At 60.5% G+C, this 13,939-nt stretch carries 12 protein-coding genes; all 12 read right to left on the bottom strand.

Translation table 11 applies throughout. The features are described from left to right. Positions 1–134: 134 nt before the first annotated feature. A complete protein-coding gene (gene gap, locus DXC99_RS09385; protein WP_022094880.1) occupies positions 135–1,160 on the bottom strand; it encodes a type I glyceraldehyde-3-phosphate dehydrogenase in 1,026 nt (341 codons plus the stop codon). A 193-nt stretch (positions 1,161–1,353) separates the two neighbouring features. Then, positions 1,354–2,283, bottom strand: a complete 930-nt coding sequence (whiA, locus tag DXC99_RS09380) for a DNA-binding protein WhiA (RefSeq protein ID WP_099431435.1) — start codon at positions 2,281–2,283, stop codon at positions 1,354–1,356. A gap of 6 nt (positions 2,284–2,289) precedes the next feature. Further along, a complete protein-coding gene (gene rapZ / locus DXC99_RS09375; RefSeq protein ID WP_022094878.1) occupies positions 2,290–3,210 on the bottom strand; it encodes an RNase adapter RapZ in 921 nt (306 codons plus the stop codon). Between the two features lie 101 nt (positions 3,211–3,311). Further along, positions 3,312–3,998: an N-acetylmannosamine-6-phosphate 2-epimerase gene (locus tag DXC99_RS09370; protein ID WP_022094877.1), complete on the bottom strand. Its 687-nt coding sequence runs from the start codon at positions 3,996–3,998 to the stop codon at positions 3,312–3,314. A gap of 140 nt (positions 3,999–4,138) precedes the next feature. Then, positions 4,139–5,104, bottom strand: a complete 966-nt coding sequence (locus DXC99_RS09365; protein WP_117584276.1) for an ROK family protein — start codon at positions 5,102–5,104, stop codon at positions 4,139–4,141. Between the two features lie 173 nt (positions 5,105–5,277). After that, positions 5,278–6,198 carry a dihydrodipicolinate synthase family protein gene (locus DXC99_RS09360; protein ID WP_035138887.1) on the bottom strand — a complete coding sequence of 307 codons (921 nt, stop codon included), beginning with the start codon at positions 6,196–6,198 and terminating at the stop codon, positions 5,278–5,280. A 68-nt stretch (positions 6,199–6,266) separates the two neighbouring features. Next, positions 6,267–7,118: an acetylxylan esterase gene (locus DXC99_RS09355; protein WP_117584275.1), complete on the bottom strand. Its 852-nt coding sequence runs from the start codon at positions 7,116–7,118 to the stop codon at positions 6,267–6,269. Beyond that, complete coding sequence (locus DXC99_RS09350; RefSeq protein WP_117584274.1) at positions 7,111–8,088, bottom strand: acetylxylan esterase; 978 nt, start codon at positions 8,086–8,088, stop codon at positions 7,111–7,113. The genes DXC99_RS09355 and DXC99_RS09350 overlap by 8 nt, the downstream gene beginning before the upstream one ends. A gap of 80 nt (positions 8,089–8,168) precedes the next feature. Further along, positions 8,169–8,996 carry an ABC transporter ATP-binding protein gene (locus DXC99_RS09345; protein WP_089573612.1) on the bottom strand — a complete coding sequence of 276 codons (828 nt, stop codon included), beginning with the start codon at positions 8,994–8,996 and terminating at the stop codon, positions 8,169–8,171. Beyond that, a complete protein-coding gene (locus DXC99_RS09340; protein ID WP_035138893.1) occupies positions 8,997–11,012 on the bottom strand; it encodes a dipeptide/oligopeptide/nickel ABC transporter permease/ATP-binding protein in 2,016 nt (671 codons plus the stop codon). 3 nt (positions 11,013–11,015) lie between these two features. Next, positions 11,016–11,972 (bottom strand): ABC transporter permease, encoded by a 957-nt coding sequence (locus DXC99_RS09335; protein WP_055251823.1) that lies wholly within the window; start codon positions 11,970–11,972, stop codon positions 11,016–11,018. Between the two features lie 155 nt (positions 11,973–12,127). Continuing rightward, the gene (locus tag DXC99_RS09330) at positions 12,128–13,741 is read right to left on the bottom strand and encodes an ABC transporter substrate-binding protein (protein ID WP_117584273.1); all 1,614 of its coding nucleotides are present in this window, start codon (positions 13,739–13,741) and stop codon (positions 12,128–12,130) included. Positions 13,742–13,939 lie beyond the last annotated feature (198 nt).

Here is a 13,939-nt window from a genome sequence, read left to right as displayed (position 1 = left end):
TTCTACCTTTCGTACGTGTCTGCCTCCCATTACGGCAGACGATTTCCTATAAAAAGGGCGCGACCCTAGGGTGTAAGCCCTATAAGGCCGCGCCCTTCTTTAGACGCTCAACGAGCTATTCGCTAAAAGCTAAATTAAGCAACGAACTTCTCGAAGTACTTGATGGTGCGGACCATCTGAGAGGTGTAAGAGTTCTCGTTGTCGTACCAAGAGGTGACCTGAACGAGGGTCTGGCCGTTGCCGAGATCAGAGCACATGGTCTGAGTGGCGTCGAAGATGGAGCCGTGGGTCTCGCCGATGATGTCGGTGGAGACGATGTCGTCCTCGTTGTAACCGAAGGTCTCGGAGATGGTGGCAGCGTAGGCCTTCATAGCGGCGTTGACCTCGTCGACGGTGACCTTCTTGTCAACGACAGCGTAGAGGTTGGTGATGGAGCCGGTCGGCGTCGGGACGCGCTGGGCGGCACCGATGAGCTTACCGTTGAGCTCGGGGAGAACCAGGCCGATAGCCTTGGCAGCACCGGTGGTGTTGGGGACGATGTTGACGGCGCAGGCGCGGCTACGACGCTTGTTGCCCTTGCGCTGCGGGCCGTCGAGCGGCATCTGGTCGCCAGTCCAGGCGTGAATGGTGGTCATGATGCCGGACACGATGGGAGCGAAGTCGTTCAGACCCTTGGCCATCGGGGCGAGGCAGTTGGTGGTGCAGGAAGCAGCAGAGATGATGTTGTCCTCAGCGGTCAGCGTCTCGTGGTTGACGTTGTACACGATGGTGGGCAGATCGCTGCCGGCCGGAGCGGAGATGACGACCTTCTTGGCGCCAGCGTTGATGTGGGCCTGAGCCTTAGCCTTGCTGGTGTAGAAGCCGGTGCACTCGAGAACGACGTCGACGTCGAGGTCGCCCCAAGGCAGGTTGTTGGCGTCGGCCTCCTTGTAGATCTTGATCTCCTTGCCGTCAACGGTGATGGAATCCTCGCCAGCAACGACCTCGTGATCGCGAGCGTAGTTGCCCTGCGTGGAGTCGTACTTCAGCAGGTAAGCGAGCATATCGGGAGAGGTGAGGTCGTTGATAGCGACGATCTCGGAGCCCTCATGACCGAACATCTGACGGAAAGCCAGACGACCGATGCGACCGAAGCCGTTAATAGCAACCTTTACTGCCATTGTGTCTCCTTTCGTAAGGCCCCCGCAAGCTACAGCGCCCGCCGTTGAGGCCCACAAACTAACCACTCGCCTAATATACCTTTTTTTTGACTTGAATTTCACGAGAATAGTCGAAATTGAAAATCAAATTTACGTTAAAACGTTTTAAAGAATAAAATAGCAGCTAAATCCGTATATAAGTCGATACTTTAAACTACCGGTTTGCTTCAATGAGCTTTTCAAGCCTCAAAACTCGATGGTAGAGGGCCGACTTCGACAAGGGAGGGTCAGCCATCTCACCTAAATCACGCAGCGACAGATCGGGATAGCGCTCGCGCAGGTCGCAAAAGACCGCCAAGGCATCCGGAAGCGCATCGCGAAGGCCGCGCTGCTCGAGCTCATCGATAAGCGCAAGCTGATGTTGGGCAGCACCGGCGCTTCTGGTCTGGTTGGCGAGCTCGGCGTTCACGCGACGGTTCACATCGTTCTTAACCAACTTGACCGCGCGCGCCTCCTCAATCTCGGCAACGCTGCGCTTGGCACCAATCAGCTTTAATAGATGCTCGATTTCCTCGGCGCTCTTAATGTACACGGCATATGACCCCCGCCGTGCATTAACACGAGCATGGACCCCAATCTGCCCCAACAGGTCGCAAAGCCCCTTAGCATATTGCTCGCCCTGCACCGCGATCTCCAAATGAAAATCGCCGCGTGGATCGGCCACGAAGCCGCCCGCGATGAGCGCGCCGCGGATGTAGGCAAGCCTGCAGCAGGGACGGGCAACGATGTGTCGGGGAACACCAGCGACGAGCCCTCCCCTGCGGTCTAGAATGCCCAGCAGCACCAGAGCCTTGTCCAGGTCGGGTTGATCGGGCAGGGTAATGAGATAGTTACGGACCTTATGCAAGACCGATTTACGAACGGTGAATTCCGTTTTGAGCTTAAGAATGCGATGCGTCAGCGTGATCATCGTGCGCGCGACGGCTCCCGTCTCGGTCGCGACCGTCAAACGATACCGCCCGGAGCCGGCCAACGAAAGCGTACCGCTCACACGCGTCAGGGCGGCAAGCGTCGACAAATCGCAGTATTCACATTCGGGTTCGCAGCGCGCAAGCTCGTCACGCACCTCGGCGGTAAACGACATGCAGGCCTATGCCTTCGTGTTGGCGCGCGACAGGTCGCGGTGGGAGATGCTCACGTGATACTGGGCGCCTTCCAGGTAACGGGCCGTGGCCTCGGCGATGGCGACGCTACGGTGCTGTCCGCCCGTGCAGCCGATGGCGATAGAAAGCTGCGGCTTACCCTCCGCGATATAGCCCGGCATCACCGTATCGAGCAGCTGCGTCCAGGCCTTCCAGAACTCCTGGGTCTTGGGATGGTCCAGAACAAAGTCGGAGACCTTTTTATCGAGACCGGTCATGGTGCGCATCTCGGGATCGTAGAACGGATTGGGCAGGAAGCGAACGTCGATCATAATGTCCGCCTCGACGGGCATACCGTGCTTAAAGCCAAACGAGAACACGTGAACGTCCATGAGCTGCTGGTCGGACAACTCGGAGAACGCCATGCGCAATTTGTTGCGCAGCGCAGAGGTGCGTAGGCGGCTCGTGTCGATAATCATATCGGCTCGATCGCGCACACCCTGCAGCTGCAGGCGCTCGCGCTGAATCGCATCGGCCGTAGTCTCCCCCGGCTTGGCAATGGGATGACGGCGGCGATTTTCGCTGTAGCGACGAATCAGTACCTCGTCAGAAGCCTCCAGGAACACGATGTCGCAGCTCATCTCGCGCTCTTCGAGCGCGGCGACCGCATCGAGCAGCTCATCGAACAAGCCCTGGCTACGCAAATCGCAGGTGACGGCGAGATGCCTGCCCACGCCCGTATTAATGCCGACGAGCTCGGCAAGCTGGGCGATCAGACGCGGAGGCAGGTTATCGATGCAAAAATAGCCCATGTCCTCGAACACGTGCATGGCCTGCGTGCGGCCCGATCCGGACATTCCGGTGATGATGACGATATCGGGGATGCGCTCCGAGCGCTCCGCCGCATCCATGGCATCTCCCTTTTGCATGTGCTGCCTCCCGAAAACAAGCACGGGACCCAGCAACCCGGATCCCGCGCGGTCAATTGCCTTTATTGAGTATACCGCCCCGAGCGGATACGAGGCCTGTCTTACGCCTCAAGCGCAGCCTTGAACCAACTTGTAATACTCGTGGGGTGCGTGATGGCGGTGCCGACGACAACGGCCCAGGCGCCAGCATCGATCGCGGCGCGAGCCTCCTCGGGCGTATGCACGCGACCCTCGCAAATGATGGGAAGGCCGGGGAATTCCTCGGTCGCCTGACGCAGGAGCGGCAGGTCGGGGCCATCGGCCATGGTGCAGTCGATGGCGGCGACACCGTGAGAGAGCGTGGTAGATACCAGGTCGAAGCCCATATCAACCGCACGGCGAATGTCCTCGATGGTGGCACAATCCGCCATCAGGAGCACACCCTCCTCGTGCAGCGGACGGAAGGTATCCTCGACCGTCTTGCCATCGGGGCGCGGACGATCGGTGGCATCGATCGCCACGATATCGGCACCAGCAGCAACGCAGGCGCGGGCGTGACGCAGCGTCGGCGTGATGTAAACGCCCTCGTGTCCATCCTTCCATAGGCCAATAACAGGAACCTCACAGCGACCCTTAATGGCGGCAATGTCGGCAAGGCCCTGGCAGCGAATGGCGGCGGCGCCGCCGAGTTCGCAAGCGCGAGACATTTGAGCCATGGTCTCGGGCGTACGAAGCGGCTCGCCCATATACGCCTGAACGCTCACGACGAGCTTTCCCTTCAGGGATTGAATCAAAGGATCAACGGTCATGTGCGACTCAACCTTTCTCAAAACAGCCTTCTGAGACACCGCACCTTGACGTTCAAACCGTCGCTCGCGTACCGAAGTACGCTTCGCTCCTCTTTCACGTCAATCTGCGGCACCTCAGAAGGCGCACTTGGTAGTTATGTTTACTTCAACGACGCAAGAAGGTGTTCGGCGGCACCGATAAGCGGCGCGTCGCCCTCCAGAGAACCGATGAGGATCGGCGTGTCCTGAAGCGGGTCGAGCGCCTGGCTGGCATAGCCCTCGTGCACCGAGTCCTTCCACGTCTGCGAACGCCAATCGGGACCCTGATGAATTACGCCGCCCGAAAGCACGATGACCTCTGGATCCAGAATATTGGCAAGCGAGCCCAAGCTGGCGCCCAGCGCAAAGCCGGCGTCATGGATGACCTCGGTCGCCTTTGCGTCGCCAGCACGACACAGGTCGTTCACATCGCGACCGACCGAAGGACGGCTGGGGTCGACGCGGCCAAAACGCTCATCGTACATTCGACCAATGGAAGTGCCCGAAGCAACCGACTCCAGATGGCCGGAACGCCCGCAGGCGCAGGGAATGCCGGCGGCAGCCGAGCACTCGATGTGGCCCATATGGCCGGCAGCACCATGGAAGCCCTGCATCACGCGGCCGTTCTCGACATATGCGCCGCCGATGCCCGTGCCGATGCCAAGACACAAGACGGAGAACTTGCCCTTGCCGACGCCCCAGTGGGCCTCGCCCAGAGCATGAGCCTGCACGTCGCCTACGACGGCAACGGGAAGACCGAGGTCCTCGCGCAGACGCGGCCCCAACTGAACGCCGGACCAGCCGGGCATGATCTCATTGGCATACGCGATGGCGCCCGTCTTGGGATCGACGACGCCGGCGGCACCGATACCGACGCCAAGGACCTCGACATCGGGATTCGACTCGAGAGCAGCCTTGATGGACGCCTCGATACGCTGGAATACGGCCTCGCCGCCCTCCTGGGCCTCGGTAGGAACCTCGGCCTCAAAAACGGGATGGGGCACGCTGCCGTCAGCCGGGTACTCCATGATGGCAGTCGCGATCTTAGTTCCGCCGATATCGACAGAGCAGACGTACTTGTTCTCCATGTCGCTCTCCTTAGGAGATAAAAAACAACTACAGGAAATGCGCCGTCAGGCTAGCCGTCACAGCGCGGTAAAGGTTTTCCAGGTGCCCGAAATCGCCGAGAAACCGTGTGGCCATTGACCTAATGGGTCATGGCCGCACGGTTGAGGCGCGAGGTTGGGCGCCTGGGAAAGCACTACAGCAGACCGTTGTCCTGAAGGACCTTCTTAATCGCCTCGACGTTCTCGCCGGTCATGGCCTTCACCGGGCGCGGCATGGTCGGGCTGTCGAAGATGCCCATGAGGTTCATAGCAGTCTTGAAGGCGCCAACGCCACCGGCATAGCCCTGGACGCCAGAGGTGACATCCCAGATGTGCGAAATCTCATTGAGGCGATCCTGCTCGGCCTTGACGGTAGCCCAGTCACCAGCCTGGGCGGCCTTCCACTGACGCACGTAGCCCTCGGGCTCAACGTTGGCGAGACCCGGGACGGAACCGTCGGCGCCACCGAGGTAGGCGCCGTCGACAACAACCTCATGACCGGTGAGGATGCTCATCGGATGTCCGTTCTTCTCGTTCTCCTGAACGAGGTAGCGGAACGAGATGTCATCACCCGAGGAATCCTTGACGCCGGCCAGAACGCCCTCGGCGCCGAGCTTGGCAAGGAGCTTCCAGGGGAGCTTGGTGTGGACGCACACGGGGATGTCGTAGGCGAAGATGGGCAGGTCGAGTTCCTCATGCAGGATGCGGAAGTGCTCCTCGACCTCGGTCATGCCCTGCAGAGCATAGAACGGGCAGGTGGCGACAAGCGCATCGGCGCCCAGCTCCTGAGCGACCTTGCCGTGCTCGATCATGCGCTCGGTCTCGGTGTCGATGATGCCGACCAGAACGGGAACGCGGTGGTCGACGATACGGACGGCCTCGGCGATGATCTGACGGCGACGCTCGTCGGTGGAGAAGACAACCTCGCCCGAGGAGCCCAGGAAGAACAAGCCATCGACGCCGGCATCGATCATGCGGTTGATGCTGCGCTCAAAGGAGGCAACATCGAGCTGGTGGTCTTCGGTATCGGGAACAACGACGGGAGGGATAACGCCGGTGAATTTCTGAGTTGCCACAAGAATCTCCTTAGCTGTCTGGCGGGCAGCCCTATGCCGCCCACTCTTGTTGGCAGTGTCCAGGCCGTCTAGGCCAAAGAACACGGGTAGAACGTTTGGTTAAAGAAGTCGACGACTTTGTTTTCGAACGCATTGATGCGCTCGTGAGCGTATTTTGCATAGATGATATGCCTCCGGTCACACTCAAGACCGTTGAATACGGCAAACTGATCCTTGGGATCGCTCACGGTATCCATAAGCGATGTGCCCATGAGCACCGATCCGCGCACCCGAGACGACAGCGCCTCGAGGCCGCCAGGAAGCGGATTGGCAACCGCCGTGCAGGCGAGGCCCCGCTCGTCCAGAGCAGAAACCGCCAGCGCGACTCCGCCGCCAAGGCCCTCGCCCCATGCAAAGATGCGGTCGGGGTCCACGCCATCAAGATTGCGCGCCACCTTCGCCATCGCGCAACCCCAACGGACGCGCTTGACAAAAGCAGGAGAGGCAATCCCCTGCTGCAGCTCGCTGGATCCAATCGCCTCATCGTCCAGCGCAAGCACGGCATATCCCATGGCCGCAAACCTCGTCATGTGATGCCATCCCCGCACGGGTCGGTCGATGTCGTGAAACATCAGACATAGCGGCACAAGCTCGGATGCTCGGGCGCGACCGGCAGGCTCAATCAAGCGTGCGTGGACCACATCGCCACCAAGCTCAAAGGAAACCTCGGAGTAGCGGGCATACGGATTGGCGAAATCGATCACCGTAATACTCGGCCCGCAAACCTCAAGGTCCGAAGCGGCTATCTCTAATTCGGAAACATCCGCAGAAGCATCACCGCGCCAATCCCGGAAATCAGCGAGCCTTGACGAGACCGTTCCGGGAATCCCCACAAGGTCGGAGACAATCAGCTCATTGACATTGCTCTCGCACTTAGACATAAGCCTCCCCTCCCTTGCAGAAAAACGGAATGATCAGATCGTCAAAATCCTGAATCTCCTCGTGGCCAAAGCCTTCAAAGAACTCATGACGCTTTTCACAGGTCAGGTTGTTATAGACCGCAAACTGCGTCGCTGGCGGACAGACGGTATCGGCTGTGCCGGTGCCAAACAGCACGGGGCATTTGACCATAGGGGCAAAGTTCTTGGAATCGAAGTACGCCAGCTTGGCATAGGCTACGTCGATACGAGTCGAGTCCTCGTCAAACCAGCGAGACCAATAGCGCAGGCCCTCGTAGGCAATGTCGTCGGCATCCAAATCCCAGACCAGGCGGAAATCCGACAGGAAGGGATAGAGGATGGCGGCGCGATTGATAAGCTCGCTGTTAAGTGCACAGGTCGCAATGCCCAAACCGCCGCCCTGCGACGCGCCGTTCACAAACACACGGGCAAGATCGATGCCCTCGAGCTCGCGAACGATGCGGCACAGGATGCGAATATCTTGGTGCAAGCGGACATAGTAGAGGTTGGCCGGGTCGCCGTCGATACCGGCGACGATATGGCCCGCGACCGTTGTGCCCTCAAATCCACCAATGTCCTCGGAGGGACCTCCTTGGCCGGGGCAGTCGAGGGCGATGAGTGCCATGCCCATGCCCGCAAACGACGCCTGCTCAAACCAGCTGCGGCTTGCACCCGGATACCCATGGAACTGAAGTACCAATGGCACGGGCTCGTCCGAGACGGGTTTAAGGTACTTGGCATGCAGGCGAGCGCCACACATGCCGGTATACCAGAGGTCGAAAAGCTGGCAGGTCACGGCATCGGTGACCGATGCCGTCTCGATCGCATAGTCAAGCCCGACGGCGTCGGCCTCGGCCATGCGATCCTTCCAAAAGAGATCGAAATCTGATGGACGGGGCATGGCGCCTCGATATTCACCAAATTGCTGTTGCAGCTCCTGAGCACTTGGCATGGCTCGTGAACCCAACCTTTCGAAATCGCAACGGAGGTGCGCCCGGCAAGGGAACCGGGCGCACGGGAGGGAAAGCGAGACTACTCGCCGAGCTTGGGATGCAGCAGCGACGGCGCAGCGCCGAGCAGCATCTTGGTGTAGGGGTCCTGGGGGTGCTGGAAGACCTGCTTGGCCTCGCCCTGCTCGACGATCTTGCCGCCATTCATAACGATGATGTCGTCAGAGATATAGCGGACCGTCTGGATGTCATGGCTGATGAACACCATGGCCAGGCCGAGCTCCTTCTTAAGGTCGGTCAGCAGGTTCAGAATCTGCGCGCGGACCGAAACGTCCAGAGCCGAGGTGGGCTCGTCGGCGATGATGGCATCGGGGTTCAGCGACAGGGCACGGGCAATTGCGACGCGCTGGCGCTGGCCGCCCGAAAGCTGACCGGGAAGAACCTCGGCGGCGGAGCTGGGCAGACCGGTGAGCTCCAGGAGTTCCTTGACGCGCTTCTCCTGTTCGGCCTCGGTGCCCAGATTGTGGACGCGCATGGGATCGAGCAGCTGCTCGCGAACGACCATGCGGGGGTTGAGCGCCGTGGCCGGGTTCTGGAACACGACCGAGATGACGCGACCCATGTGGCGACGGTCCTCGGCGGTACGCTTGGTTACGTCCTTGCCCTTAAAGTAGACCTTGCCGCTCGTGGGGGCCTGCAGGCCGCACATGACGTTGGCGGTGGTGGACTTACCGCAACCGGACTCGCCGACGATGCCGATCGTCTGACCGGGCATGAGCCTAATCGTTACACCCTGGACGGCGTGAACCAGGTTGGGGTGCAGAATCGAGCCGGTACGGGTCCTAAAGGTGACGTGGACGTCATCAAGGAAGATGATCGGCTCGACGCCGTTGACTGCGGTCTCGCTCATCTACATCACCTCCGCGTGAGGGGTCAAACCATTTGCCTTGAGCACCTCGTCGGGGAGCTCGGAATAGAAGTGCTCGGTGCCGGGCACGCGCTTGAAGACCGGACGGGTGTCCAGGCCAATGCGCGGATGGCTCGAGCGGGGCGCGAAGCGATCGCCCTTGGGGAAATCGCGCGGGCTCGGAACGGCGCCGGGCACCTGGTGCAGACGGCCCGAACCGCTCTCGATGGACAGAACGGAGCCCAGAAGACCGCGGGTATACTCGTGGATCGGGTTAGTGAGCAGCTCCTTGGTGGGCGCCTGCTCGATAACCTGACCGGCGTACATAACCGTGATGTTATGGGCGACCTCGGCGACCAGCGCCAGGTCATGCGAGACGAAGATCATGGCAAAGCCGAGCTTGGCCTGAAGGTCGTTGAGCAGCTTGATGACCTGCTTCTGGACGGTAACGTCCAGAGCGGTCGTGGGCTCGTCGCAGATGACCAGCTTGGGGTCGCGGGTAAGGGCCATAGCGATCAGGACACGCTGACGCTGGCCACCGGAAAGCTCATGCGGGTAGCTCTCGAGCGTACGCTTGGGGTCGAGGCCCACGAGCTCCAGGAGTTCCTCGGCGCTGCGGGTGCCGCCGCGCTTGGTGAGCTGCTTCATCTGGGCAGAGATGAGCATGGAGGGGTTGAGCGAGGACAGGGCGTCCTGATAGACCATAGCGATATCGGTACCGCGCAGGCCGAACCACTCCTTCTTGCTCATCTTGAGCAGGTCGCGGCCCTCCCAGAGGACCTCGCCGGAAAGGTGCTCGTCATCGTCGGTCAGGCCCATGATGGCCAGCGTGGTGATGGACTTACCGCAACCGGACTCGCCCACCAGGCCCATGGTCTGACCAGGACGGACGTCAAAGTTGACATGGTCGACGACGTTGATATCGCCGTGATGCTCAAACTGGATGCAGAAATCGCGGACCGAAAGGATCGGTTCGACAGACTCGTCGGGCACATGGCGATCGTCACGCTTGAGCTCGACATCGCGCAGGGCGCCAAGGCGAGCGGAGAGGGACTGGGCCTGCTCCTTGTAGGCGCGAACGGGGTCAGAGACCAGCAGGTCGGCCTCGCGACGCTTGGAGGAATCGGTCGGATCCAGGGCGGCGGAGGGAGCAGCGGCCATGGCGTCGGTAATGCCCTCGGAGAGGATGTTGAGTGCCAGGCAGGTGATCATGATGGCCAGGCCCGGGAACAGCGCCTGCCACCAACGGCCGGCGAGCACGCCGCCGCGGGCGTCGGCGAGGATGTTGCCCCAGGTAGCGGTGGGCTCCTGAATACCAGCGCCGATGAAGGTCAGCGAGGCCTCGAAGATGATGGCGTCGGCGACCAGGGTAACGGTGAAGACCATGATCGGGGCGATGCAGTTACGCAGAACATGCTTGATCAAAATCCACGGAGCCTTGGCGCCGGAAACGATGACCGCGCGGACATAGTCCTCGCCGTACTCGGACACGATGTTGGCGCGCACGATACGGGCAATCTGCGGAGTGTACATAAAGCCGATGGCGAAGATGATCGACGGCACGGAGTTGCCCAGGATGGAGACGAAGACGGCCGCGAGGGCGATGCCCGGGATGGACATGATGATGTCCAAGATACGCATGATCGTCTCGGAGACGGCCTTGCGCGAAACCGCTGCAAGGGCGCCCACGACCGAGCCGCAGACCAGAGCCATAGCAGTGGCGCCAAAGCCGATAATCAGCGAGTAACGACCACCGTAGAGCATACGCGACAGAATGTCGCGACCCTTATCGTCGGTACCGAAGATAAATCCGTTGCCGGGAGCCTGGCGAGCCGTAAAGATCTCGACCGGGCTATAGGGGGCAAGAAGGGGCGCCAGAATCGCAGTCAGGGCGACCAGCACCAGCACGACGGCGGCAATCTTAGAAGACAGCGTCATCTTCTTCCAGCCACCGAGCTTGAGCCCCTTGGAGGCAGCCTTCTCGAGCTGCTCGGTTTGCTTCTCTCGAATCTTTACCATAATCTACACCGTCCTGATGCGCGGGTTGATGAGCAGGTAGAGCATGTCAACCACGATGTTGATGATGATGAAGGCAAGAGCAACGACGATAACGACGCCCTGAACCAGGTTCGCCTCGTTGCCCTGAACGCCCTGCAGAATCGCGGTGCCCATGCCGGGGAGGTTGAAGATAACCTCGATGACGACGGCGCCGCCCATGAGATAACCGATCTTAAGACCGAGGGTGGTGACCGGGGTGATCAGCGCATTGCGAAGAACGTTGATGCCGACGACGACCTTCTCGGGAACGCCGGCACCGCGAGCCATACGGACATAGTCCTTGTCGAGTTCCTCGACCATGGCGGTGCGCACGATACGAGTCATCTGGCCCGTCAGCGGAAATGCCAAGGCGATGGCGGGCATAATCATGCGGCCCAGATAACCAGCCGGATTCGTGGTGAAGTGAGGCAGGGCACCCGATGCCGGGAGGACCTTGAGATAAGAAGAGAACAGCAGGATCAACAGAACGGCAAGCCAGAACGACGGGGTTGCCAGGCCGGCGATGGAAAAGACGCGGATCACTTGGTCCGGCCATTTGTCGCGATACAGTGCCGCGATGACGCCGAGCAAAAACGAAACGACCGCACCGATGGCAAGGCCGATGAAGGTCAGCTGCATCGTGACGGGCAGGGCCGTGGAGATGCGCTTGGCAACGGAGTTGCGAGCAGCACCATAGGTGCCCATGTCGCCATGGATCAAATCGCCCATATAGCGCACGTAGCGCACGGGCCAGGGGTCGTCCAGACCATACTTCTCATGGTACTCGGCAACCGCCTCGGGCGAGGCACCGTCACCCAACGCCGTGTAGGCGGGGTCGGTCTTGGAGAACGACATAAGGAAGAACACCAGGACGGTGACGCCCAATGCCATGATCGGCAGCGCCACAAGACGCCTTCCAATCAAACGTAGCAAGTTGTTCACGTTCTCTCCCCTTTCTTTTGTCGGTAGGACCAACTGGTATATGAGTACGGATACTCATTACAAGACCCGAGCGACATCGAGGTCGCCCGGGTCTTTGTTTCAACTATGAGGACGTTGCCTTACGACCGACGCCCTACATATGACTCAAGCGAGTCTTAGGCCTTGACGGTCGCGACGCCCCTGAAGGACATGCTCGTCGTGCCGATGCCCTTGAAGCCATCGAGGGCCTCGCCGTTGGGCGCGGTGGACGGATCGTCCCAGGAAGCGGAGACGGTCTTAACGTGGACAACGGGGTACAGAACGGCGTTGTCGGCGATGATGTCGAAGCACTCGTTCCACTTCTTCTGCTGCTCGTCGCCCTCGGCGGCAAGAGCCTCGTCCATGAGACCGTGGAGCTTCTCCCACTCAGCGGACTCCTTCCACGGGCAACGGGTCTGCATCCAGACGTTGTCACCGTACCACCAGTTAAGCAGCAGGTCGGGATCAGCGCCGAAGCAGGACGGATCGCCAGGGGCAAGGAGGATATCGTAGGCCTCGCCGCCGTCGATGGCAGCGTAGGTGGCCGGCGAGGTATCGGTCTGGATGGTCACGTCGAAGCCGAGAGCGTCGAGGTCGTTCTTGACCTGGGCGGCCATGCCCTTAATCTGCTCGTTGTCGGTGGTGCGCAGGGTGATGGCACCCGGGGTGATGCCGGACTCCTCAATGAGCTTCTTGGCCTTCTTGGCGTCGGTCTTGTAGACCGTGGAAGCCTCATGATAGTTGGTGAAGCTCTTGGGCAGGTAGCAGCTGGCAGCGGTGGCAAGGCCGGCGAAGGTGTTGCTGACCATCTTCTCGGTGTCGAGCGCGTACATGACGGCCTGACGGACCTTGACGTTGTTCCAAGGCTCCTTGGCAACGTTGAACATAATGAAGCGGGTACCGAAGCCCTGGACGTTGTCGATCTTGCAGCCGGCGCTCTCGAGCTGGTCGACGGCGTCAGCGGTGACGAGCTCCATAACGAGCGTGGAGCCCTCCTGCTGAGCGGTAACGCGAGCGGTGGGGTCGGTCAGGATGCTGTACTGGATCTTCTTATCCTCGGCAGCATACTCACCGTTGTACTCGGGGTTGGGAACCAGGGTGATCTCGGTATCGGAGATAGAGTCGTACATCCAGGGGCCGGAGCCGATCGGCTGCTTGGCGCGATCCTCCTCGGTCTGGGTGGCCGGGGTAACGCGGACGATGGCCAGACGATCCTTGAGCAGGGAGAAGTTGGGGACCTTGGTCTTGACCGTCACGGTGCTGGCGTCCTTGGCCTCGATGGACTCGAAGGGCTGGAAGAACGGAGCATAGGTAGCGGAAGCGGCGCAAGCGGTGTAGGAGGCGACGACATCGTCAGCGGTGACCTCGGTGCCATCGGAGAACTTGGCGCCCTTGCGGATGGTGACCTCGAAGGTGGTGTCGTCCACAGACTTGGGATCGTCGGTGGCGAGCTCGTTGAAGGTGCTGTAGTCGTGGTAATCGATGCCGTAGAGGCCCTCGACGACGTGCCAGTTAGCACCCAGGCCCACAGCGGAGCCGGTGCTGGCGGGATCGAAGCTGGACGGAGCGTAAGCGGAACCAGCGGTGATCACGCCGCCGCCACGGTTGGCAGAATCGGTGGAACCGGAAGCGGAACCCTCGTCGCTAGAGCTGCCACCGCAGCCGGTGAGACCAAGCCCTGCGACAGCAGCGACGCTGCCGGTGAGGCCGAGGAACGAACGCCTGGACATACCCTTGTTGATGATGGCCATGTCTTCTCCTATCAATAGAGAATCTTACCCGGGAGCACCTAGACGTGCCCCCGCGCAACTTGCGGACGATATATACCTTACCTACCGACGAACCCAACTTGGGTGCCGCGCTCGGCGACCGATACATACATCCGCTTGAACGGTATTTACTACCGTTCACCGAATTCGTTGACAAACGATACTGTAGACAGTATGTAT

Origin of the sequence: Collinsella sp. TF10-11AT, assembly GCF_003437565.1 — a bacterium.
Lineage (GTDB): Bacteria > Actinomycetota > Coriobacteriia > Coriobacteriales > Coriobacteriaceae > Collinsella.
Note: the sequence above shows the minus strand (reverse complement) of the source record. Positions and strands in the feature narration are given on the sequence as shown.